This window comes from Pseudomonas halotolerans (genome assembly GCF_039581215.1).
In the GTDB taxonomy this organism is placed as follows: domain Bacteria; phylum Pseudomonadota; class Gammaproteobacteria; order Pseudomonadales; family Pseudomonadaceae; genus Aquipseudomonas; species Aquipseudomonas tehranensis.
In genome coordinates, this window is sequence record NZ_JBCNTJ010000010.1 from 115,195 (window position 1) to 138,575 (window position 23,381).

Consider the following 23,381-nt stretch of genomic DNA (forward strand, 5'->3'; position numbering starts at 1 on the left):
AGTTCAGCAGTGGAAGCCTTCACGCTCTTCCCGGCATAGCTTTCGAACGTGAGCGAACTCACTATCAATTTCACTGACCAGTTTCTCGATCCCGCCCAACGACGGCTGTTTGGCACGCTGCTCCAACTCACCACACAGCTCTGCCAGGCGGATGGCGCCCATGTTGCTGCTGCTGCCCTTGAAGCTGTGGGCCGTGGCACTGAGCTTCTCCGCGTCCCGAGCTTCATGCAGCACACGCAGGCGCGCTTCGGAATCGTTGAGAAAGGTATCCAGCAACTCCAGATACCCGTCCTCCATGACTTCCTTCAACGTACTCAGTACGTCGCGGTCCAGATGAATCTCACTCACTTGTTCGCTCCCTGATCAAGAATGGCGCCGATTATGCCAGAGCCTCCCAGAAAAATTCCACGTGCGCACTACGACCATCGTCGGACCAGCAGGCTTGATGGCTCAACTGCCGCACCAGGCCAACACCACGCCCCGACAGCCGGTTACAGTCCAAGGGGCGCGCCAGCACCCGGTCGACATCGAAGCCCTGACCACTGTCTTCGACTTCAATGACCAGGCGACCACCCTCACCGTGAGGCGTGACGTGAAAATGGACCCGCACATGCCCGGTATTCAATTCATCCAGGCGCCGATTGCGTTCGCTGTAATAACGGGCGAAGCCCGACGCATCACGCTTGATGCTCGAATCGAGCCCCAATACGCCATGCTCCAAAGCATTGGAGTAGAGCTCCGACAGCACGCTGTAAAGGGCGCCACTCTGAGCCCTGAGCCCATGAACCTCAAGCAACAACTGCAACAGGTACGGCATCGGGTTGAACCGCTTTAGCGTCTGCGCCCGGAACTCGAACGTCACCGACCAGTCCAGTGGACTGGACTGGCCGCTATCGGAATAGACCGGCGGCGGCGGGTTGAGTTGCGTCGGCGCGACCAGGCGCACCTCGACCATACTGAAGTCATCCCGTGGTTCGCCGCGAAAATCCCGCAGAGCCTGCTGGATGTCTTCGAAAAGGTATTCGGGTTCTCGATTGGCCGCAAATACCTGTTGTAACCGCTCCACGCCAAACAGCTGCTCACTGTCGTCAGCGGTGTCGATCACACCGTCGGACAACAGGAACACTCGATCACCCAGCGACATCGCGTGCACTTCAGTGCGGTCATCGAATAACTGGGGAGTGAGCACGCCCAGCGGCAAATGCCGCGCCGGCAATGGCGTACGCACGCCGCTGAGGCTGTCATGCAGGTAGCCATCGGGCATGCCGCCGTTCCAGACTTCCACCGTGCAGCGCTGGAAACTCAGGCACAACAGGGTCGCACAACAGAACATGTCCACCGGCAGGATTCGCTTGAGCTTGGCATTCATCTCCCGCAGGATCTGCGCCAAGCCGTACCCTTTGGCCGTCATCCCGTAGAACACCTCCGCCAGCGGCATCGCACCCACCGCGGCCGGCAAACCGTGCCCGGTGAAATCCCCCAGCAGGATGTGCATGTCGCCGGCCGGATTGAATGCGGCCAGCAGCAGATCGCCGTTGAACAGGGCGTAGGGGGATTGCAGGTAACGGATGTTCGGCGCGCTCAGGCAGCCGGAATGGGCGATCTTGTCAAACACCGCCTTGGCGACGCGCTGCTCGTTGAGCAGGTAATCATGGTGCCGGGCGATCTGGTCGCGCTGTTCCACGACGGTGGCCTGCAACCGACGCAAACGGTCCATGGCCTTGATCTTGGCGGCCAGGATGACCTGGTTATAGGGCTTGGCCAGAAAATCGTCACCCCCGGCTTCCAGGCAACGAGCCAAGGCTTCGCTTTCGGTCAACGAGGTGAGGAAAATGATCGGAACCAGTTGCTCCCCGGCCAGTTGCTTGATCTTTTGCGCCGCCTCGAAACCATCCATCACCGGCATCATTGCATCCATCAACACCAGGTGCGGACGCTGCTGGGTATAGAGGTCCACCGCCTCGGCGCCGTCAGCCGCGGTGAGCACGTGATGGCCCTGGCGACGGACAATAGTCGACAGCAGCAGTCGGTCAGCGGCACTGTCTTCGGCAATCAGGACCGTCAGCGGCTCGAGGTCAGGCAACATGGCTATGGGTCAGGCTTTGCCTGGATGCAACTTGTCCTGGGAATGACCCGCCTGTGGCTTGTCTTGCTCTGCGGCGCTGTCTTTCACAAGGCCTTCTTTCGGATAGATATCGAACAGCTTGTCGAAATTTGAGATCGCGAGGATTTTCTTGACGTCACTGTTGCTGTTCACGATCCGGATATCCGAATCTTCGCCACCGGCATAGTCGCGCAGCAGCAAGAGCATGCCCAAGGCTGAACTGTCGAGATAATTGACTTCTTTCAAATCCACCACGATGGAGGCGGGTATCGTGTTGAGCCGTTCGTAAGACTCGCGAAACTCCTGATGCCGCCCGAAATCGAAACGACCCTTGATCGAAATCGTCAGCTTCTGCCCATTGGGTGATACTTCGGTAACGACTGACATGTTCGGCTTCCTTGTCATGGACATACGTGTACAAGGTGTAGCACCTGGTAGAAGTCTGAGCAAGGTTTTGGATCACTCGCCCAATAAAATCCCGAACCGATGATCAATAGGGGTCCTGACGCGGTAGACGCTGGGACAGTTCATCCAGCAATTTTTGTTCGCGCCTGTCCTCCAATCGCCGCGCTTCGTCGATATACCGCTGTACGAGTTTGCGCAGGCCTTCAACCCGGGCGAAAGCTTCTTGCCAGCTCTGGCGGGCCTTTTCCAGGTTGTTCTGGTGCCAGACCAGACTCTGGCGCTGCTGGTCGATGGCGGTGCCCAGCTGCGCAAGAAAACCCTGGTAACCCAGCAACCATTGGCCGGAAACCCCATGACTGCCACGGGCGATCCATTGTTCCTGATATTCGAGGCGGAAGTTTTCCAGGTCCGCCAGTTTGCTTTCGGCGACTGCCACCTGGCCCTGGAAATAGGCCAGGCGCTGGACGGCAGTTTTTTCGGCCTTTTCCGCCATCTCCACCACGGGCGCCAGACGTGCCGCACGACTCGTGGCCATGGCCGGTTACCCGCCCGCGACCGGAGTGAAGATGCTCTGCAGGTGCGCTTCGCTGGCGCCCATGCCGATGTTGTCGTTCAGGCTCTGGCGCAGGTAAACCGCCATTGCCGGATAGAGATTGATGGCGGTATCGGTCTCACGATCACCGCCCGGCACGTAGGCACCGACACTGATCAGATCGCGGCTTTGCTGATAGCGCGACCAGTATTGCTTGAACTGTTGCGCACGTTTCATATGTTCGGCACTGATAACCGATGGCATGACCCGGCTGATGGACGCCTCGATGTCGATGGCCGGATAGTGTCCCTCTTCGGCCAGGCGCCGGGACAGCACGATGTGACCGTCGAGCACGCCACGGGCCGAGTCGGCAATGGGGTCTTGCTGGTCGTCGCCTTCGGACAGCACGGTATAGAACGCCGTGATCGAACCGCCGCCCTTCTCCGCATTACCCGCGCGTTCAACCAGCTTGGGCAACTTGGCAAATACCGAGGGGGGATAGCCCTTGGTGGCCGGCGGCTCGCCGATGGCCAAAGCGATTTCCCGCTGGGCCTGGGCGAAGCGGGTCAACGAGTCCATCAGCAGCAGGACATTTTTGCCCTTGTCGCGGAAATATTCGGCGATGCGCGTGCAGTACATGGCGGCCCGCAGACGCATCAATGGCGCATCATCGGCCGGCGAAGCCACCACCACTGATCGTTTGAGGCCCTCTTCACCGAGGATGTGCTCGATGAACTCCTTCACCTCACGCCCCCGCTCGCCGATCAACCCCACCACGATGATGTCCGCCTCGGTGAAGCGGGTCATCATGCCCAGCAGCACACTCTTGCCCACCCCGGTACCGGCAAACAGGCCCAAGCGCTGGCCGCGCCCGACCGTCAACAAACCGTTGATGCACCGGATGCCCACGTCCAGCGGTACGCTGATGGGGTCGCGTTTGAGGGGGTTGATCGTCGGGCCGTCCATCGGCACCCAATCTTCGGCCTTCATGCCGCCCTTGCCGTCGAGCGCTCGCCCGGCACCGTCCAGCACCCGTCCGAGCATGCTCATGCCCATGGGCAGCCGACCGGTGTCGGCCAAAGGCACCACCCGCGCCCCGGGTGCGATGCCGGCCACGCTGCCCACCGGCATCAGAAAGACCTTACTGCCGGAGAAGCCCATGACTTCAGCCTCGACCTGCACCGGGTGATAACTGTCGTCGTTGATCACCATGCAGCGACTGCCCATGGCGGCACGCAGCCCCTCGGCTTCGAGGGTCAGGCCGACCATGCGCAGCAAGCGTCCTTCCAGGATCGGCTGGCCGGCCAACTCGGTGGCCTCGGCGTAACTGCCCAGGCGCTTGCCGAAGCTGGTTCGCTCAAGGCGCATCGCGGCCGTCCAGTTCAGGCGTCGTGAGTTCAGGAGCATCCAGCCCTGCGGCGTCCGGGTCAATGCTGGTGACGACCTGGGGCTCGTCCGGCAATTCCAGGCTCAGGTCGGCAGCGGCCGGGTGCAGCGCCTGTTCGTGTAATTGGTCGAAGAGCTTGGCCATGAGCTGGCTGATGCGGGTTTCGATGGTCGCATCAATGCGGCTGTGCTCGGTTTCCACGCGACAACCGCCCGGCAGCAGGGATTCGTCCTCGACGATACGCCAGGTTTCCTCATGACGCTCTCGCAGGGCTTTGACCAGTTCGAAATCCTGAGGATTGATGTACAGCCGCACATTGCCCACGCCCAATGGCAAAAGCTTGAGAGCTTCACGCATGACGTGTTCGATCTGGCTCGAATCGATGGCCAGTTCGCGCTGAATCACCTGTCGAGTGATGTGCTGCACCAGCCCCACCAGGGATTTCTCGATCTGAGTGTCCTGCTCGGCGATCGGCTCGAACAGGTTGAGCATCAGCGACTCCAGCGCGCGGAGCTTGGCGGTCAGCGCGACGTCGGCTTCCTGGCGAACCTTGAGCGTGGTGCTATGGAAACCTTCTTTTTCACCAATGGCGAAGCCTTCGTTGTAGGCCTCCTGACGAATGCTTTCGACTTCTTCGAGGGTCAGTGGCTGGACTTCTTCCAGCGGCACCTCCTCCATTTCCGGCAGTTCTTCTTCGGGCTCAGGCTCAGGCTCGGGGACGTGGGGATCGAAGCTGGGCAGTGACCAGACGTCGAAGCCACCGACGTCCCGCGCACGGATCAGGTCGCTGGGTGAATCATCACTCTTGGCAGACATAACGACCTTAGATCATCTCTTCGCCGCCCTTGCCACCGAGCACGATCTCTCCGGCTTCGGCCATACGGCGGGCGATGGTGAGGATTTCCTTTTGTGCGGTTTCCACGTCGCTGACACGTACCGGGCCCTTGGCCTCGAGATCGTCGCGCAACAGTTCGGCCGCCCGTTTGGACATGTTCTTGAAGATCTTTTCCTTGACGCCTTCGTCCGACCCCTTGAGGGCCAATACCAGGACGTCGGAGGACACTTCGCGCAACAGTGCCTGAATGCCGCGATCGTCGACATCGGACAGGTTGTTGAACACGAACATGAGGTCTTCGATCTGACCGGACAGGTCTTCGTCGAACTCGCGGATCGAATCCATCAACTGACCTTCGATCGAACTGTCGAGGAAGTTCATGATGTCCGCCGCGCGCTTGATACCACCCAGAGTGGTGCGCGAGGCATTGGAGTTGCCCGAGAACTGTTTCTCGAGTATCTGGTTCAATTCTTTCAGGGCCGCCGGCTGCACGGTGTTGAGCGATGACACGCGCAAAATAATGTCCAGTCGTACCTTATGGTCGAAGTTGCCCAGCACTTCACCGGCCTGGTCCGGGTCGAGGTAAGCCACCACGATCGCCTGGATCTGCGGGTGCTCGTAGCGAATCACATCGGCCACCGCGCGCGGTTCCATCCACTTGAGGCTGTCCAGGCCGCTGGTGTTGCCACCCAGCAGAATCCGGTCGATCAAGCCATTGGCCTTGTCCTCGCCCAGCGCCTGGGTGAGCATTTTGCGCACGTAGTCGTCGGAGCCGACGCCCAGGCTGGTCTGGTCGCCGACGATGTCGACGAACTCACTCATCACCTGCTCGACCTGCTCACGGTGCACGTTGCCCATCTGCGCCATGGCCACGCCCACGCGCTGGACCTCCTTGGGCCCCATGTGACGCAACACTTGGGCGGCGTCGGTCGACCCCAGGGACAGCAGCAAAATCGCGGCTTTGTCGACCCGGGACAATTTGGCAACAGCGGCTCGATTATCACTCATCTGCGTTAATCCACTCTTTCACGACCTGGGCCACACGACCCGGGTCTTCTGCCACCAGACTCTTGATAGCGTTCAACTGAGCGTCATAGCCTTCGCTCGGGCTTGGCAGCAGAATGCTCTGCGGCCCGCCGAGGCTGACGCGATCATTGGCCAATTCGCCATCCAGGCCGCCCATGCCTCCCAGCTCTACATCACCCAAGCCCGCCAACTGCTTGCTCTTGCCACCACCGGTGATGTTGTTGAGCACCGGACGCAGCACGCCGAACACCAGGATCAGGATGAACAGCACACCCAATACTTGCTTGACCACATCCCAGAACCAGGGTTGCGAATAAAACGGAATGTCGGCGATCTCTTCGCCACGCTCCTGGGAGAACGGTACGTTGATCACGCTTACGCTGTCGCCACGGCTGGCGTCGAAACCCACGGCGTCCTGCACCAGGCGAGTGAAGCGCGCCAATTCGTCGGCGCTCCACGGGGCTCGGCTGGTTTCGCCATTGGCCGGGTTGATCTTGACCTGATCGTCCACCACCACCGCGACCGACAGGCGATTCAAACGGCCCTGTTGTTGCTTGGTGTGGCTGATGGAACGGTCGAGCTCGAAGTTCTTGGTCGATTGTTGGCGTTTGTCGGCCGGGTACGGCGCCAGCATTGGCTGGCCGGTGGCCGGGTCCATGATCTGTTGACCGTTGGCGTCGATCAGCGGCTGGCCTGGTTGCACCATGCCAGCGGCCGCAGTGGCACCACCGGTGGTCTGGGGCGCGCTGGCCGGCGACGGCGGCTGGTTGCTAAGCGCACCAGGCACACCTTGCGGGCCGTTGCTGGCGGTGCGCTGCTCGTTCACCGACTGTTCGCTGCGCAACGCCGGTTGATCGGGGTTGAACTGTTCCGAGGTCGATTCGACGGAGCTGAAATCCACATCGGCCGACACCTCGGCCTTGTAGCGGTCGTTACCCAGGATCGGTTGCAGAATATTGTGCACCCGCTGAGTCAGCATGCCTTCCATGCGACGGCTGTAATCGAATTGCTTGCCGGCCATGGTCAACGCGGAGTTCTCCGCCTGATCGGACAACAGGTTGCCTTTCTGGTCGACCACAGTGATCTGGGATTTGCTCAACTCGGGAACACTGGTTGCCACCAGATTGACGATGGCCACGACCTGACCAGGCTCCAGGGAGCGGCCGGAATACAGTTCTACCAGTACCGAAGCACTCGGCTTGCGCTCATCGCGCACAAACACCGAGCTTTTGGGAATCGCCAGGTGCACACGGGCACCCTTGACGTTGTTCAGGCTGGCAATGGTGCGCGCCAACTCGCCTTCAAGGCCACGGCGATAACGGGTCGCCTCCATGAACTGGCTGGTACCCAGGCCCTGGTCCTTGTCGAGGATTTCGAAACCGATATTGCCATCGGTGGGCGTGACGCCGGCAGCGGCGAGCTTGAGGCGCGCGCGAGCCACGTCGTCAGCCTTGACCAGCAAAGCGCCGGAATTGGGTTCGACGGTATAAGGAATGTCGGCAGCAGCCAGGGTCTCCATGACTTGCTTGGCGTCCATGCCCTCCAGGCTGCCGTACAAAGGACGGTAGTCCGGCTGCTGGGACCACAGCACCACGGCAAACCCGATCGCCACGCTCGCAGCCAGGCCGACCAACAGGCCCACCTGACGCAGCATGGTCATCTCGGAGAGGTTTTCCAGGAAGGACAGACCGAACAGCGGCGGTTTGCCGTCGGGCGGAGTGGCCTTGGCCGGAACGTTATCTACGACTGCTTCTGCCATGACTCAATAATTTCCTTAGACCGGCATCTGCATGATGTCTTGATAGGCTTGAACCAGCTTGTTGCGAACCTGGGTCAACGCCTGAAACGAGACACTGGCTTTCTGCGAAGAGATCATCACGTCCGTCAGGTCGACGCCACTTTTGCCAATCTCGAAAGCACTGGCCAACTGACTCGAGGCCTGCTGGGTATCGTTCACTTTATTGACGGCCTGACCGAGCATGTCGGAAAAACTGCTGGCGCCCACTTCCGGGACCGCGACCGACTTAGGCTGTGCCATGGCGTCCATTTGCATGGCCCGCATGTCCAGCATCAACCGATTAAATTCAATACCTTGGCTCATGGTCTACTCTCTCTGGCGGCCCGCATTTTTTTGACACTTACTCAACGGGTACTCAGGTATTAGCAACAAGGGTGCCAGCTCCGTGGCCGTAAAAAACAAATGCATGTGGGAGCGGGCTTGCTCGCGAAGGCGGTGGTTCAGTCAATGCAACGGCGACTGGTAAATCGCTTTCGCGAGCAAGCCCGCTCCCACAAGGGATATTCGGTCACATCACTCAACTGGCGAACAGGTAGGCCTCGACGTCCATTCCGGCGTCACGCATTTGCGCCAGCTTGTAGCGCAGGGTGCGGGGGCTGATCCCCAGGCGCTCAGCCGCTTCCTTGCGCCGGCCACGCTCGGCGCGCAGGGTGTCGATGATCATCTGGAATTCGCGACGACGCAGGTCGTCTCCCAAAGCTCCCGCCGATTCGCCCTCCACTTCCACCGGAGGGGCGAACGCTGGGACCGCTGTCACTGCGGGCAATGGCGCGCAGGCGACCGGACCGCTCAGACAGAAATCTTCCGGCTGGATCAATCCGCCCTGCTGCAGGATCAATGCCCGCTGAATGGCGTTGTCCAGCTCCCGAACATTGCCAGGCCAACGGTAGGCAATCAGAAAAGCCTGGGCGTCGGGGGACAGTCTGGCTGCCGCGTGCTTCATTTTATTGACGTGCTTGCTCAACAAACGCTCGGCCAGCGGCAGGATATCGGCGGTGCGCTCGCGCAACGGTCGCCAGGCCAGCGGAAACACGGACAGACGGTAATAAAGGTCTTCACGAAAGCGCCCCGCCGCCACTTCGCCGGCCAGGTCGCGGTTGGTGGTCGCCACCACGCGGATATCCAGATTGATCGGCTTGCGCGCACCGACCCGCTCCACTTCCCGCTCCTGCAACACCCGCAGCAGCTTGGCTTGCAGGCCGAGGGGCATCTCGGAGATTTCATCGAGCAGAATGGTGCCCCCGTCAGCCTGCTCAAACTTGCCGGCCTGGGCCGAGATGGCTCCCGTAAACGACCCCTTCTCGTGACCAAACAGCGTCGCTTCCAGCATATTGTCGGGAATCGCTGCACAGTTGATGGCAATGAACGGTTCGCTGGCGCGCCGGGATTGCTGGTGAATGTACCGCGCCAGCACCTCCTTGCCGGTGCCGGACTCGCCGGAAATCAAAACAGTGGAGTCACTGCGCGCCACCCGTGCGGCCAACTCCAGCAACTGCGCGCTGGCCGGCTCGATCGCTATCGGGCCTTCACCCTCGACGGCAGGGCTGCCCAAGGCATGACGAGCCACCAGGTCCAAAAGCGCCTTGGGCTCGAACGGTTTGACCAGATAATCCGCAGCCCCCTGGCGCATGGCCTCCACCGCGCGCTCGACGGCGCCGTGGGCGGTCATCAGCAGGACCGGCAATTGAGGTTGACGGGCGCGCAACAGGCCGAGCAGTTGATGACCATCCATGCCCGGCATGTTGACGTCACTGACCACCAGGCCGAAGGTCTCTTGAGCCACGGCCAGCAAGGCATCTTCCGCCGAACCGACAGCGGTGTAATCGTGCCCGGCCAGCACCAGGGTATCGGCCAGCGCCTCACGCAGGGCCCGGTCATCCTCAACCAGTAACACCTTGATCGCCATGACCTTCACTCCACTCCCGGCGTACTGGAAAACAATGGCAAAAGCACCAGCGCACAGGTGCCACGCCCCAGACGCGAGCGCAGTTGCAATTCGCCCTGATGGGCACGCGCCACAGCCTTGACTACGGTCAGGCCAAGGCCCGTGCCTGTGGTCTTGGTGGTAAAAAAGGGTTCACCCAAACGCGTCAGCACCGCCGGCTCGATGCCGCTACCACTGTCACTGACGCATAAGCGCAAGGTATTGCCCCGCGTATACAGGTGCACCTTGAGCCGGACATCGCCGCCGCTGGCCTGGACCGCGTTTTCGATAAGGTTCAACACCGCGCCCACCAGGGTGTCGCGATTACACAACACCTCGCCAGCATGGCTGTCGCATTGCCAGCGAATCGGCAGGTCCTGCACGTGGGTCAATGCGGCGGCCTGCAAGGATTGCAGCAAAGCCTTGGGGGTGACGCGATCCGTCAATGGCAACTCGCCACGGGCGAACACCAGCATGTCACGCACCTGATGCTCCAGTTCGTGCAGCCGCTCTTTCAGGCGCCCGGCGAAGCGCTGCTGGGTTTCCATCGGCAACTGCTGCTCGGTCAGATGACTGGCGTACAACAGGGCAGCCGACAGCGGCGTACGAATCTGATGAGCCAGCGAGGCCACCATTCGCCCCAGGGAAGACAGGCGTTCGTGGCGGGCCAGTTGATCTTGCAGGTGACGGGTTTCAGTCAAGTCATTGAGCAATACCAACTGCCCGGGCTCGGCGTCCAGCGAACGCGTGGAGATGGACAGGCGCCGACCGTCCTTGAGCGACACTTCATGGCCGTCGTCTTCACGCGGGGCGAAGCAGCGGGCGATGACGTGCCGCCACAACTCGCCCTCCAACGGCAGGCCGAGCAGCTCGCAGGCCGCCGGATTGGCTTCACGCACGCGCCCATGGGCATCGATGACGATAACGCCACCGGGCAACAGGTCGAGGAGATTTTGCAGCCGATTGGCCAGGCGTTCCTTTTCCGCCAGCTCCTGCATGCGCTGGGCACTGACCACTGCCAGCTCGCCCTTGAGCTCAGTGACGCGAGCTTCGAGCAGGCTGTAGGAATCGGTCAACCGGCTGGACATCTGGTCGAACAGCGAAAAGGCCTGCTCAAGTCCAACCCGGCTTGCCTGTTCGGCGGACGGCATGATCCCCGGCTCGGGGACAGGTGAGATCTGGGCGGCTTGGGTCATCGTGCTCTCTCGCTTGGCTGACCGTCAGTAAACGGAACGTTGCGAGGGATGTAGCAATACCCGTGCCGAAAAAAAACCGCCTGAAAAATCAGACGGTTGGAAAACAGGCGTCAATCATCCGCCTGTTCATCTCCTTCACGACGGCTCATGCCGTACTTGCGCATCTTCTCCACCAGGGTGGTACGACGAATGCGCAAACGTTCGGCGGCGCGGGCCACGATACCGTTGGCATCGTCCAGGGCCTGCTGGATAAGGCCCTGCTCCAGGCCTCCCAGATAATCCTTGAGGTCCAGGCCTTCCGGCGGCAGTAAGGCATTGGCGGTGAAGTCCGGTGTATGGCCGTTGATCGCCACCCGCTCTTCCAGATCGCTGCGCAGGCTGTCGACCATTTGCTCGTCTTCATCGTCGACATAGCGGAATTTCTTCGGCAGCTCGACTACGCCGATCACACCGTAAGGATGCATGATCGCCATGCGCTCGACCAGGTTGGCCAGCTCGCGGACGTTACCCGGCCAGCCGTGGCGGCACAGGGACATGATTGCCGCCGAGTTGAAGCGGATCGAACCGCGCTTCTCGTGCTCCATGCGCGAAATCAACTCGTTCATCAGCAGCGGAATGTCTTCGACCCGCTCACGCAGCGGTGCCATTTCAATCGGGAAAACATTGAGACGGTAATAGAGGTCTTCGCGGAAACTGCCGACCTCGATCATGCTCTCGAGGTTCTTGTGGGTCGCGGCGATGATTCGCACATCGACGCTCTGGGTCTTGTTGCTGCCCACGCGCTCGAAGGTGCGCTCCTGCAGGACGCGCAGCAACTTGACCTGCATCGGCAATGGCATATCACCGATTTCATCGAGAAACAGCGTGCCGCCGTTGGCCAGCTCGAACCGCCCGGCCCGGCTGGTGATAGCGCCGGTAAACGCGCCCTTCTCGTGCCCGAACAGTTCGCTTTCCAGCAATTCGGCCGGGATCGCGCCACAGTTGACCGGCACGAACGGCGCTTCGCGCCGCTTGGAATGGTAGTGCAGGTTGCGCGCCACCACTTCCTTGCCGGTGCCCGACTCACCCAGAATCAGCACACTGGCGTCCGTATCGGCGACCTGCTGCATCATCTGGCGAACATGTTGGATCGCCCGACTGGTGCCGACAAGGCTACGGAAAAGGTTGGGTTCGCGATGCCGACCGCGCTCACGCGCCTGGTCGTACATCTCGCGATAAACCTGGGCGCGGTGCAGCGAATCGAGCAACTTGCTGTAGCTGGGTGGCATTTCCAGCGTGGAAAGCACCCGGCGACGCTGGTCTTCAGGCAGGTCAACGGAAGAATTTTCGCCCATTAACAGAACCGGAAGGAACTCATCCCAGGTTGAGAGTGTCTTTAGCAAGCCCAAAAGTGTTGCGGGTGCGTTTACGGTCCCGATAAGGACGCAAATGACTTCACGACTGGACGACAAAGAGCCGACGGCCTGCTGCCAGTCATGGCTTCCGCAGGGTAAATTTTCTTCACCAAGAAAATTTAGGATCACCGCCAAATCGCGGCGGCGGACGCTATCGTCATCGATCAGGAGAATTTTGGTTTCACGCCACATGCAATAGCAACTTCCCTAGTCAACTCAATGCCCGGAATTTGGGGGCAAGCTAGACGCTTGCAGACTTGTCATGCCTGTAGACGCCTGAAATCTGTAAACAGCCACTAGTTAAGTCAAAAAACCGTGCACAGTCAAATTTATGGCGCACTTTGTTCGGATTAACTGAGCGTTAACCGAACAGATGGTAAACCTTTGCCGCGTTCTGTGCTTGATGGATCTGCGACATCTCGTCGACGATCGCCTGACGCTCGCCAGTCGCCGCTTCCAGCAGTTGCCGATAGACCCCCAGCAGCTCCTCAAGATTGCTCCGCAACGCCGCCTCGTCTACCTCGGGCTCGCTCAGAACGTCTTCCATGCAGGAACGGCACGCCAGGTCCAATTGACCGATGGCCTCCCAGTTGCGCTCGGCCAGGGCTCCGACCAGGGCATCACGGGTTTGTTCGATTCGCTGCAAGACAAGACTCATGAGCGTGCTCCTTAGAATTGCGGACCAGGGGCGGCGATGGCATCCCAACCTTCCTTGACCGTGCTCAGCAGATCGGCGACTTCGTCGAGGATCTTCGGGTCGGTCTTGGCATTGGCTTCGGCCAGGCGCTTCATCATGTAGGTATAGAGGCCATCCAGCTCGGTGACCGACTCAGCCTGGTTTTCCAGGTCCAGGCCTTCACGCAAGCCACCAATGATGCCGATGGCCTTGCTGATCAGTACGCCTTTGTTGGCGATATCCTTACGTTCCATCGCGCCCTTGGCCTGGGCGATGCGATCCAGCCCGCCCTCCATCAGCATCTGCACCAGACGATGGGGACTTGCTTCGGAGGTTTGCGCCTGGGCGCCAATCTTCTGGTATTGGCGAAGGGCTAACATCGGATTCATGTTCTACCTCATCAAAAAAACTTCGGTTCGTATGAACAGCGTATCGACGCCGCGTCAAAAAACTTTAGATCGAAAAAGCCGAAAGCCCGGAGCGCTGTCAAAACGCTGCCGGGCTTTTTTGTATCAGGTGAAATCAGCTGTTTTTCTGCTGAGCCGTCATCGCTTCGAACATGGAGGTGATATTGCTGGCGGTGGCTTTCAGCCTGCCTACCAGGGTATCCATGTCGTTGTACTTTTTGGTTAGCACCGCAGTGAGGGTTTCGATTCGGCGATCCAGAGCCAACTGATCTTCGCTCAGTTTCGTCTTGAGAACCTCCAGATTCTTGGTTCGAGCCATCAGAATGTTATCGACGGCCTTCCCATTCGCATCTTTCTTGCCGGTCTCCGTGTAGGGGTTGATTGCACTCTGCATGCGCTCAAGAAGACCATTTTCTCCCGTGAAGAGGGTCTGTACTTCCCCTCCCAACTGTTTATCGTTCACGGCAGTTGCGAATTTGATGCTGTCGAAATCCAGGGCTCCAGTCGTTTGGTTGGTGGTAATCCCCAACTGAGACAACACGGTCAACTTATCCCCGGCACCGGTTTCGGACAAAGGCGCACGAATGGCCGCCAACAGCGAACGCGGCAACGAGTCACCTGTCAATGCCGCTGGAACCGAATTACCGTCGGCATCCGTAGATGGCTTGGTCAGGGAAGTTACGGCCTTCGCAATAGCGTTATAGGCATCAACGAACTTCTGGATCGAAGCTTTCAGGCCGTCGGTGTTCGCGGCTACCGTAACGGTTGTGGGACCGGTGCCCGCGACGACTAACGTCATGTTCAAACCCGAGATCACGTTATCCAACTTGTTGGTTGGACTGGTCATCGATAACCCGTCAACTTTGAATACTGCATCTTGCGCAAGACCGATGGAGCCAGAGGACGTCGCACTGGGCGCCCCCATCAACACAGAGCCATCCGCTTCCAGACTGGCAATACCGCTGAGGGAAATATCGCTACCCGCACCAGTTTTGGTCGAGCCTACCACCAGACGCGAGCCGAAATTGTCGGTCACGATGTTGGCAGTCAGTCCGCTGGTGGAGTATTTGCTATTGATTGCGTCGCGAACCGACTGAAGCGTCGAATCGGCAGGGATATCAAGGGCGAAATCCTTACCGTCCTGGCTGATCGTCAGGGTACCAGCCTCCACCGCACTGGAAGGACCACCGGCGAAAGCGGCCGTCGCAACCTTTGAAGAGGTTGCTAACGCAGTGACCTCTACCGTGTAGGTGCCACTGACAGCCGAGTTACCCGCAGTCACCGTCAACGCACTGGTGTTGGCCGAAGTAGCGGCAACCCCGGTAAATTGAGGCGTGGTCGTGCTGCCCAAGGCCTTCAGCGAGGACTGGAAGGTAGCCAGCAGCGAAGTCAGGGTGCCGATCGCCGAAATATTGGCCGTATTGGTCTTGGTGGCGCGGTCAATCTGACCCTGCTTGGCTGCTTTGTCAGAATCCACCAACGCCTTGACGATAGCACCGGTATCAAGGCCAGAGCCTAAACCCAAGCCAGGTAGAATTGGACTTGCCATGTGGGACTCCCTTCAGTGTGTCGCCGGCCTTTTGACCTTTACAACGCTCAAAAGAACCCAACAACAAAATTCGTGCCAGCTGTCAGGCTTGTGCGCTGAACAACAGGCTGCTTGCATCATTCAAACTGTTCGCCAGTTTAAGCACTTCTTCGTTAGGGATCTGGCGAATCACTTCACCGGAACCACTGGCAATCACTTTGACGACCACTTTGCCTGAAGGCTCATCGATTGAGAACTCCAGGTTGCGCTTGACCGACTGAACGAAGGTTTCGATTTCCTGAACCGCCTTCTTCAGCTTCTCCTGCTCGACCGCTGCGTCTTTTGGCTCATCCTTGACCGGTACCACACTGGCAGCATCGGCTCGAGGCTTCTCCACTGGCTTGTCGGCAATTGTCGTCGCCGGCTTCGCAGCTGGATAAGACAAGTTCAGCTTCACGCTCATATCCATGTCCATCACCTCTTGAACGGAAAAAGCGAGAGAGTACGCAAGCGCACTCCCCCGCTAAAACTCATCCAGCTATTACTGAAGCAGCTTCAGTACAGCGGATGGCAGCTGGTTGGCCTGGGCCAGAACCGAAGTGGAAGCCTGTTGCAGAGTCTGCTGCTTGGTCAGCTGGGCAGTTTCAGCAGCGAAGTCGGTGTCTTGTACGCGACCCAGTGCAGCACTGGCGTTTTCGTTGACGTTCTGCAGGTTGGAGATGGTGCTGGTCAGACGGTTTTGTGCAGCACCGAGGTCAGCACGGCTGGCGTTGATAGTTGCCAGAGCCGCATCGATTGCATCGATTGCCGCCGAGGTGTTGGCTTCAGAGTCGGTGCTGTCGGAACCAACGATAGTGATGGTGGCAGAGTCAACGCTCAAGGTTGCAGCGTCGAAGCCGCTATCCAGGGTCAGAGTGATCTGGTTGGTAGCACCGGTGTTGGAACCGACCTGGAAAGTCATGGTACCAGCGGAGCCATCGATCAGGTTCTTACCGTTCAGGTTGGTCGACTCGGCGATACGGGTCAGCTCGTCCGACATCTGAGCAAATTCTTTGTTCAGAGCTTCACGGTCAGCAGTACCGTTGGAGTCGTTTCGCGACTGGACGGCCAGTTCACGCATACGCTGCAGAATGTTGGTGGATTCCTGCAGAGCGCCTTCAGCGGTCTGAGCGATGGAGATACCGTCGTTGGCGTTTTTGATCGCAACAGTCTGACCGCGAATTTGCGAGGTCATACGGGTAGCGATCTGCAGGCCGGCGGCGTCGTCTTTAGCGCTGTTGATTTTCAGGCCGGAAGACAGACGAGTCATCGAAGTGGACAGAGCATCGGAAGCCTTGTTCAGGTTCTTTTGAACGTTCAACGATGTGACGTTGGTGTTTACTGTTAAAGCCATGACGAATTCCTCGTTGGTTGGGTACTGCGGCTTCCGGCCCTGGCAACCGCCGGGTGTGGCCTAGAGAACCTTCGTAATAGTTATCGTCGTAATCGGAACTTGCTTTAGCGGTTTTTTCAAAAAATTTGCCATCAGGGTGCCACCCCTCGTAAATCAAGGACTTGGCAGCGTCCAGAAGGTTAAAAAATGACGTCAGGGAAATGCCGGGGCACCCTGCAATCAGGCAGCGGCCCAAAGCTAAGGGGGAAAAGGACTTAAACCGCCTGACCAGCGGTCAACAGGTCAACCAGCTCGTACTCAAGATAATCCGCCAGCGATAGCCAGTTCTGAGCCTGCTGATCGTTGAACATCAAGCCGAGCAAGCCGCCCCAGGATGACTGAACATCGCCAGGCATAAGCTCGACAAAAGGCTGCGCTGCCTCGATCACAGCAACCATCGCCAGCCCCGCCTCGACATCGCGACCAAGACGAAACAGTCGAGCACACCCGCGCGCGTCTTCGATCACAACCTTAAGACCGCTCATCGCACAAACTCCGGATGAAAAGCAGTCCCCATGATCATCGCCCCATCCCGACTGCTGTTATAGAAACGCACCTGAGGGTGCCCAGCGATAAAACGCTCCAGCTCACACAAATAGCTACGGAAGTTGAGCTGAGTCTTGACGCGCTGACCATGACCATCCAGCACCCAGTGTTTTGCCACGTCCAATCGTGGCCCCAGGTCGCCATCGCCCCAACCCGCATGGGTCTTGCCATGGGGAAAAGCGAAATCAGCTCCGAACAAGGTGACTTGCGCCGCGCCCATCCTGACGGCCAGGTCCACGGCTGGATGAATCACGCTGCCACCTACGTTCAGCTTGCCCCGAGGCAGTTGCTGGCGCATTTGATGATAGACAGGGCTGGCGGAATAACCGGCATAACGACGACCCTGCCAGGCTTCAATCACCGATGGATCCGCCATGGGCAGGTAAACCAGGGCAATGTCGCCCGTGTCTTCGGGCGGAAGGTGGCGTGCCGAAATGCGTTGATCGATGCTGACCACAATATCCGGCCGAACGCCGTGGTTGAGCAATGGTCTGTAGGCCGTATCGACACAGATCAACAACGGCCGCTCGGCTTGCTCATTCAGCACGCGCAGCCGCTCGAAATGTTGCTCGAGACTCGGCCCGGTGGCGATCACAAAAACTTCGCGTCCATTGAGGGTGCCAAACAGCTCGGCAACATCATGATCCCTTTGTACGAGACCGAAGGTGGCTTGCAAACGCTCGATGATCTCCGGGCTTCGGGGGTTAAATTCGCGGTTATTGAAGGCCAGATGGATTTCACTGATCAATCGATCGCGAATCTTCGCGTTGAAATCATCGGCCAGCACCAGTTCGGCAGGCAGGGCGAAAAACGGTAGCTGGATTTCCGCCAGATCGCCGGCATAAAGCACTTCGACCCGCGGGTCAGCAAGCCATGGCGACTGGTCCAGCAACTGCAACACAAGAGCGAACACTGAGCCATTGAGGATATGCACATGCAGGCGCTCGACCTCTACCCGCTCCAGCAGCAGGTTTTGCAGATCCCCCAGCCCGGTGCCGTAGACATGCACCGCGTTGGCGCCCTGCGGCAGGCTGGCCGCTTGCAAATCGGCTTCGGCGAGACGGTCATGTCGGCTGGTCAACTGGATGCCATTGATGCTCAGGGTCGAACCCAGGCCCTCCACCAGATCGGCTTGCAACTCACCGGTGTTCTCCAGCAGCAACCGCTGGGCCAGAGCCGGCCAACGTTGCTCGATCACCTGGAAATTGCGCTCAAAGAACTCGCTCATGGCGTCTCGCTTTTCCATCGGGCAAAAAAATAGCGTTCAAGGTTACACCTTGAACGCTATTTTTTGTGCCGGGCTTTAACGGCTCAAGGACGATAAATGATCGCCGAGCCCCAGGACAGACCCACGCCAAAACCACTTAACGCCACGCGTTTCCAGTCGGAATCGAGCACGTGCTTTTCCAGCAGCAATGGAATGCTCGACGACACGGTGTTCCCGGTCTCGACCATATCCTTGATGAACTTCTCCGGCTCGCCCTCGAAACGCCGCGCCACCGCATCGACAATCGCCGCACTGCCCTGGTGAATGCAAAAGGCATCAATGTCGCTGGCCTGCAGATCGGAATCGGCGAGCAATTCATGCAAATGGGCCGGCACCTTGATCAAGGCGAAATTGAACACCTGACGACCGTTCATGAAGAACACGCCGTCGCTGACCTTCAGGTGCGGTGCACCAGAACCGTCGGTGCCGAACTTGGCCTTGCCCAAATGCCAGGGTGCATCCTCGCCCATCCAGGTCGCGGTGGCGGCGTCGCCAAACAACATCGTGGTGTTGCGATCTTCCGGATCGACGATTTTCGAGTACGGGTCCGCCGTTATCAGCAGGCCATTTTTCAGGCCGGCGGCTTCCATGAAGCCCTTGATGGCGTAGAGGCCATAGACATAACCCGAGCAGCCCAGGGAGATATCAAACGCGGCGACAGTGGTTGGCAAACCGAGCTTGTCCTGAACGATGGCCGCCGTGTGAGGCAAGCCTTCTTCGTCGCCGTTCTGGGTAACGACGATCAGTACATCGACAGATTCGCGCTTCAGTCCGGGATTGTTGGCAAACAGCGCATTGGCCGCTTCTACACACAGGTCCGAGGTTTCCTGCCCGTCATCCTTGCGCGGCAAGAAGGCGGAACCGATCTTGCCCAGGATGAACTCTTCGTCCTTGTCAAACTTCGCACCTTGTGCGTAATTGTCCACGCCGGCTACAGGAACGTAGCTCGCAATGCCTTTTATGCCAATCATTACGGCTTCCCAATTAAAAACAGCCCAATACCACCGCTCGCAAGGATTCGAGGGGCGCCGACAAACGGGAAGTGTAAAGGGCTATCACTGGGCCTGATAAGGGCCAGGCGCCATCTTCCCGGTCAATACAATACAGTGAAGATGCGCGTTATGACTCACAGGTCACGCGATTTTACTGATTAAGCCTTTTTGAAAAGGCCTAATCAGCAACAACGAATGTAGTGACAGGCCCTATGCAAGCAACCGCGCCCAGTCCACCGCCGTGGCGGTGCCCAGCGCAAAGCCGGTACCGGTCAAGGCCAGGTTGGGGTTACGGGCCGGGTCGTGTTCGAAGCGCGCCTGCCATTTGTCCTGCAGGGCGCCGGCCGCCTGTGGCGCTTCGACAAATGTGCCGGGGTGCAGCATCTGAGCCTGAGGGGTCCAGACGGTGAGATAACCCGCATCGGCCGCTTTCAGGCACAGATCGACGTCGGCAAACGCATCAGCGAAGTGCTCCTCGTCCAGGCCATCCACAGCTTCGAACAGGTCCTTGCGAATCATCAGGCAAGCGCCCGACACCGCCGAGAAGCTTTGCTCCACCTGATGGCCGTTGAGGTAGCCCTTGGCGTCCTTGCGTTCGCCAACAAACACCGAGCCCACCTGGCCGTCGGGTTTCAGCACCAGCCCGGCCTGGGTGGTGACACCGCGGATGTCCATCTGCTTGCTGCCGACGATTCCCACTTCAGGCCGCTGGGCCTGGTTGAGCAGACTGTCGAGCCAGTTGGCATTGACCACTTGCACCTGGGCCGACAGCAGCACCAAATAGTCGCCTTTGGCCTGGCCACTGGCCCAGTTGTACAACGCCGACGCGCTCAGGCGTCGGTCGCTGCGCAGAATGCGAACCCGTTCGCCCTTGCCTTCCAGGCTGTCCAGCCACTGGACCAGTTCCTCGGATTGGCTGTGGTTGTCAGCGATCAGTATTTCATGACGCTGATAGCGGGTACGTTGCAGCACGCTGACCAACGCCTGTTGGACGTGTTCGAAGTTGTCGCAGCTCTCGAGGATGATCGACACCAGTGGCCGCTCGGCGTGCTGATAATCGATCTGGTAGGTCAGCGGCTGGGCCGAAGTGACCTGGGCGCGATAGCCCCGGGCAGTCAAGTGACGAGTCAGCACCTGACGCTCTTGAGGGTTTTCTTCCTGCGCCGGGGCGTTGCAGATCAACAACGGCTCGGCCAGATGCGCCAGGCCGTTGAGCCCTTCGTCCTCGATCAGGCGCAACAGCAGGTCCAGTTCCAGGGCCTGGGTGTATTGCGCGGTAAAGCCATGGGCCTGGGCCAGCACCTCACGGCGAATCAGCCAGTGCCGCGCCATCAACGAAGGCACCGATTGCAACAGATCGAGGTTGACCCCGGGGCGGAACACGTCGGTGAGGCCACCATCGGCCTTGCGCTGGATTTCATCCATGGCCACCGCGCGCACGCCGTCGGCGCCGATCAGTTCGAGGCTGGCGCGCAGCAGGCCACTTTGGGTGAACTGGTCACCGGCTTCGGCCAGCAACAGCCAGTCGGCAGTGGACTGCCCGACGATCTGATTGATGCGCTCGACGTAATTGGTGGTGCTGACTTTGACGAAGTGCACGGTGTCACGTGCGGTGGTGGTCGCCGGCAAGTCACCCGTGGTGAACACCACGACGTTGAATGCTTTGCAATGGCCATTGACCAGGCTGTCGAAGGTGGCCTGCAACTTGAACATGTCAGCGTCCAAGTCCAGCAGCAGGATGCCGAACCGCGGTCCGCCCTGATGTTCGGCCAGATGGGCGGCGATGGATTCGAGCTGTTGTGCATCGGGGTTTCGCGCCTCAAGCCAGCTCAACAAGCGGCCGGAGTGCATGTTCTCCAATAACCGGCGATCCTGCTGTCCCGGCACCGTGTCCAAGCGCTCGAGCCAGGCTTGCAACTTCACCGCCTCCTCAGGCTCGTCGCTGTTCTTCAACGACTCGGCCAGGCGTTTGACCACAGTACGGTTGAACGCGTAGAGGCCCTGGGCCTCCCACAAACGACTACGCACCGTGCGCTCGTTGTCATTGGGTTGCAGGCGCATCAGTTCGTGCTGTCGCAGCAGAATGCCCTCCAGTTGCTTGAGTTGCAGGCGGCCGGCCGGCATGGCATGCAGCAGGAATTCGAACTGGGTCAGCAGATCGAATACCCGCTGGTTGTAGAAAGGCATCTCGACAAACTGCTGCGGACCAAACGAACGCACCGGCTCACCGCCCGCCTGGGACCAGGCCGAACGAATGATCTGTGTACCCTTGAGTGAACGGCCCTGCTGCAAGCAGTCAGCCATGACCGCGAAGCTGTCCAGGGCGATCTGCTTGGCACGTCCCGGCGCTTGCTCGCGCAGCGGAGTTGGAAGGGACGCCAGGAACTCGGCGAATTGCTCGCGCTCGGCAACGCTTTTAGCGTCCTTGAAGGTGAGCACGGTCAGCACGTTAGTGTTGTGCTCTGAACCGCCGTAGTTGACTTCCCGAACCGCAAACGGAATCGGCAGGATCCGCGCCTTGGCGCACGCCAGCAAGTAAAAGGTATGACCGATTTCCTGCCATTCGAAACTGGTGCCTGGCGGCAGCATGCCGTACCACTGCTGCAGCAGGTCGGTGCGGGTCACGGCATAGAACGGCGGCAGGAACTGATCCATGAAGCGGATCACCCGGTCTTCCGACAGTTCGCTGTTGTAGTCCTCATGCACCTTGCGATCGCGACGGAAATAGTTCACTTCGGTCGCACAGGACAGGTACATGATCCCGTAGCCATGGCACAGGCCATAGTCAGGATTGGCTTCGAGGAACTCCACCGACTCGGTCAAGGCATCGTGCAGCAGGAAATCGTCATCGGCGGCGAACACCATGTAGGGCGTCGTGACCTGATTGACGCCGTACACCAACTTGTCTTGCAGCCCCTTGTAGGTGAACTGCGGCAAGTGCCGGTAGTCGACCGAGGGAAAGTCCCGGGCAATTTGCTCATCGCGCTCGACCGATGAATCGAGCACCAGCACCGAACACGGATAGCTGCTGTAGTAATGCAATGTCCGGCGCAGGAACGCGCTGCGGTTATGGGAGATCACCACCACCGTGAACCGCTCGTTCAGCGGTGCCACGTTGCTTTGAGCATTGTTTCGAACCTGCATATTTCCTGTCCCCACAACCTGCCAGACGCCAATGATTTGATACGGATGAATTAACGGACCCGACGCAGATAGCCATCCGGCGCCACGGTGATCAGCAGCTTGTTCTGCAACTGCCGGTCAATTTCGAAATCGCCACTTTCCTCGAGGTATTTCCACACCGCGGTTTTCGGGTTGTCGCCCGGGCCCCATGGACGATCCGGGAAAAAGTCCGCCGGCATGTCCTCGACCACGGTGTCCATCACCACGCAATAGCTGCCCACCGACACCAGCGGCGCGTAGAGGCGCAGTTCTTCGAGGACATGGTCGTGGGTGTGGTTGGAATCGAGCACCAGGATGACTTTCTTGCCTTTGGCCGCAGCATGGACCTGCTCGGCGATGGCCGCATCGATGCTCGAGCCCTCGATCATCGAAATGCGTTTGCTCATCGGGTGGCTTTCGATGGCTTCACGGTTATGCGGACGGATATCCAGATCGATGCCCAGCACTTCACCGTGGCCTTGCAGTTCCAGCAACGAGGCGTAATAGATGATCGAACCGCCGTGGGCGATGCCGCACTCGATGATCAGGTCGGGCTTGATCTGCCAGATCAGTTCCTGCATGGCCATCATGTCCTGCGGCAACTGGATGATCGGCCGGCCCATCCAGGAAAAATGGTAGCTGTACTTGTGGCGGGCCGATTCGTTGAAAAACTCCTTGGCCAGGCCCACGAGTTTCTGGTCTTGGCCTTGACCGGCGATTTCGGTCTGGCATTGGGCTTCGAAGGCTTTATGGATCGTGTTGTCGGTCAT

21 protein-coding genes and 1 pseudogene are annotated in these 23,381 nt (G+C 59.2%); all 22 read right to left on the reverse strand.

The window, feature by feature from the left end:
- Positions 1–3 precede the first annotated feature (3 nt).
- Complete coding sequence (locus AAIS01_RS15490; protein ID WP_092458410.1) at positions 4–348, reverse strand: Hpt domain-containing protein; 345 nt, start codon at positions 346–348, stop codon at positions 4–6.
- A gap of 31 nt (positions 349–379) precedes the next feature.
- Positions 380–2,086, reverse strand: a complete 1,707-nt coding sequence (locus AAIS01_RS15495; protein ID WP_343469656.1) for an ATP-binding SpoIIE family protein phosphatase — start codon at positions 2,084–2,086, stop codon at positions 380–382.
- Between the two features lie 105 nt (positions 2,087–2,191).
- Positions 2,192–2,491, reverse strand: a pseudogene (locus tag AAIS01_RS15500) (STAS domain-containing protein); the annotation flags it as partial.
- Between the two features lie 103 nt (positions 2,492–2,594).
- The gene (gene fliJ, locus AAIS01_RS15505; RefSeq protein WP_047226250.1) at positions 2,595–3,044 is read right to left on the reverse strand and encodes a flagellar export protein FliJ; all 450 of its coding nucleotides are present in this window, start codon (positions 3,042–3,044) and stop codon (positions 2,595–2,597) included.
- Positions 3,045–3,050: 6 nt separating this feature from the next.
- Entirely contained in the window at positions 3,051–4,409 is a 1,359-nt protein-coding gene (gene fliI / locus AAIS01_RS15510) for a flagellar protein export ATPase FliI (protein WP_256232217.1), read from the reverse strand.
- Entirely contained in the window at positions 4,399–5,244 is an 846-nt protein-coding gene (fliH, locus tag AAIS01_RS15515) for a flagellar assembly protein FliH (protein WP_343469657.1), read from the reverse strand. Before fliH ends, fliI begins: the two co-directional genes overlap by 11 nt.
- Positions 5,245–5,251: 7 nt before the next feature.
- Positions 5,252–6,271 carry a flagellar motor switch protein FliG gene (gene fliG / locus AAIS01_RS15520; protein ID WP_003199086.1) on the reverse strand — a complete coding sequence of 340 codons (1,020 nt, stop codon included), beginning with the start codon at positions 6,269–6,271 and terminating at the stop codon, positions 5,252–5,254.
- Entirely contained in the window at positions 6,264–8,048 is a 1,785-nt protein-coding gene (fliF, locus tag AAIS01_RS15525; RefSeq protein WP_343469658.1) for a flagellar basal-body MS-ring/collar protein FliF, read from the reverse strand. Before fliF ends, fliG begins: the two co-directional genes overlap by 8 nt.
- A gap of 15 nt (positions 8,049–8,063) precedes the next feature.
- Positions 8,064–8,390: a flagellar hook-basal body complex protein FliE gene (gene fliE / locus AAIS01_RS15530; protein WP_047226246.1), complete on the reverse strand. Its 327-nt coding sequence runs from the start codon at positions 8,388–8,390 to the stop codon at positions 8,064–8,066.
- A gap of 214 nt (positions 8,391–8,604) precedes the next feature.
- Entirely contained in the window at positions 8,605–9,993 is a 1,389-nt protein-coding gene (locus AAIS01_RS15535) for a sigma-54-dependent transcriptional regulator (protein ID WP_343469659.1), read from the reverse strand.
- Positions 9,994–9,998: 5 nt separating this feature from the next.
- A complete protein-coding gene (locus AAIS01_RS15540; protein WP_343469660.1) occupies positions 9,999–11,207 on the reverse strand; it encodes a sensor histidine kinase in 1,209 nt (402 codons plus the stop codon).
- Between the two features lie 110 nt (positions 11,208–11,317).
- On the reverse strand, positions 11,318–12,793 hold the full coding sequence (locus AAIS01_RS15545) for a sigma-54 dependent transcriptional regulator (RefSeq protein WP_047226243.1): 1,476 nt from the start codon (positions 12,791–12,793) through the stop codon (positions 11,318–11,320).
- 169 nt (positions 12,794–12,962) lie between these two features.
- Positions 12,963–13,259 (reverse strand): flagellar protein FliT, encoded by a 297-nt coding sequence (fliT, locus tag AAIS01_RS15550; protein WP_047226242.1) that lies wholly within the window; start codon positions 13,257–13,259, stop codon positions 12,963–12,965.
- Positions 13,260–13,270: 11 nt separating this feature from the next.
- Positions 13,271–13,666, reverse strand: a complete 396-nt coding sequence (gene fliS, locus AAIS01_RS15555; protein WP_186654022.1) for a flagellar export chaperone FliS — start codon at positions 13,664–13,666, stop codon at positions 13,271–13,273.
- Between the two features lie 133 nt (positions 13,667–13,799).
- Positions 13,800–15,233: a flagellar filament capping protein FliD gene (gene fliD / locus AAIS01_RS15560; RefSeq protein ID WP_343469661.1), complete on the reverse strand. Its 1,434-nt coding sequence runs from the start codon at positions 15,231–15,233 to the stop codon at positions 13,800–13,802.
- Between the two features lie 82 nt (positions 15,234–15,315).
- Positions 15,316–15,681: a flagellar protein FlaG gene (locus AAIS01_RS15565; protein ID WP_343469662.1), complete on the reverse strand. Its 366-nt coding sequence runs from the start codon at positions 15,679–15,681 to the stop codon at positions 15,316–15,318.
- 72 nt (positions 15,682–15,753) lie between these two features.
- Complete coding sequence (locus tag AAIS01_RS15570) at positions 15,754–16,605, reverse strand: flagellin domain-containing protein (protein WP_343469663.1); 852 nt, start codon at positions 16,603–16,605, stop codon at positions 15,754–15,756.
- 254 nt (positions 16,606–16,859) lie between these two features.
- Complete coding sequence (locus AAIS01_RS15575) at positions 16,860–17,129, reverse strand: hypothetical protein (RefSeq protein ID WP_343469664.1); 270 nt, start codon at positions 17,127–17,129, stop codon at positions 16,860–16,862.
- Positions 17,126–18,418, reverse strand: coding sequence for a motility associated factor glycosyltransferase family protein (locus tag AAIS01_RS15580; RefSeq protein WP_343469665.1), 1,293 nt, complete (start codon positions 18,416–18,418; stop codon positions 17,126–17,128). The genes AAIS01_RS15575 and AAIS01_RS15580 overlap by 4 nt, the downstream gene beginning before the upstream one ends.
- A gap of 83 nt (positions 18,419–18,501) precedes the next feature.
- Entirely contained in the window at positions 18,502–19,428 is a 927-nt protein-coding gene (locus AAIS01_RS15585) for a ketoacyl-ACP synthase III (RefSeq protein ID WP_343469666.1), read from the reverse strand.
- A gap of 231 nt (positions 19,429–19,659) precedes the next feature.
- Positions 19,660–22,593, reverse strand: coding sequence for a TIGR00180 family glycosyltransferase (locus AAIS01_RS15590; protein WP_343469667.1), 2,934 nt, complete (start codon positions 22,591–22,593; stop codon positions 19,660–19,662).
- 50 nt (positions 22,594–22,643) lie between these two features.
- Positions 22,644–23,381: a cephalosporin hydroxylase family protein gene (locus tag AAIS01_RS15595; protein ID WP_343469668.1), complete on the reverse strand. Its 738-nt coding sequence runs from the start codon at positions 23,379–23,381 to the stop codon at positions 22,644–22,646.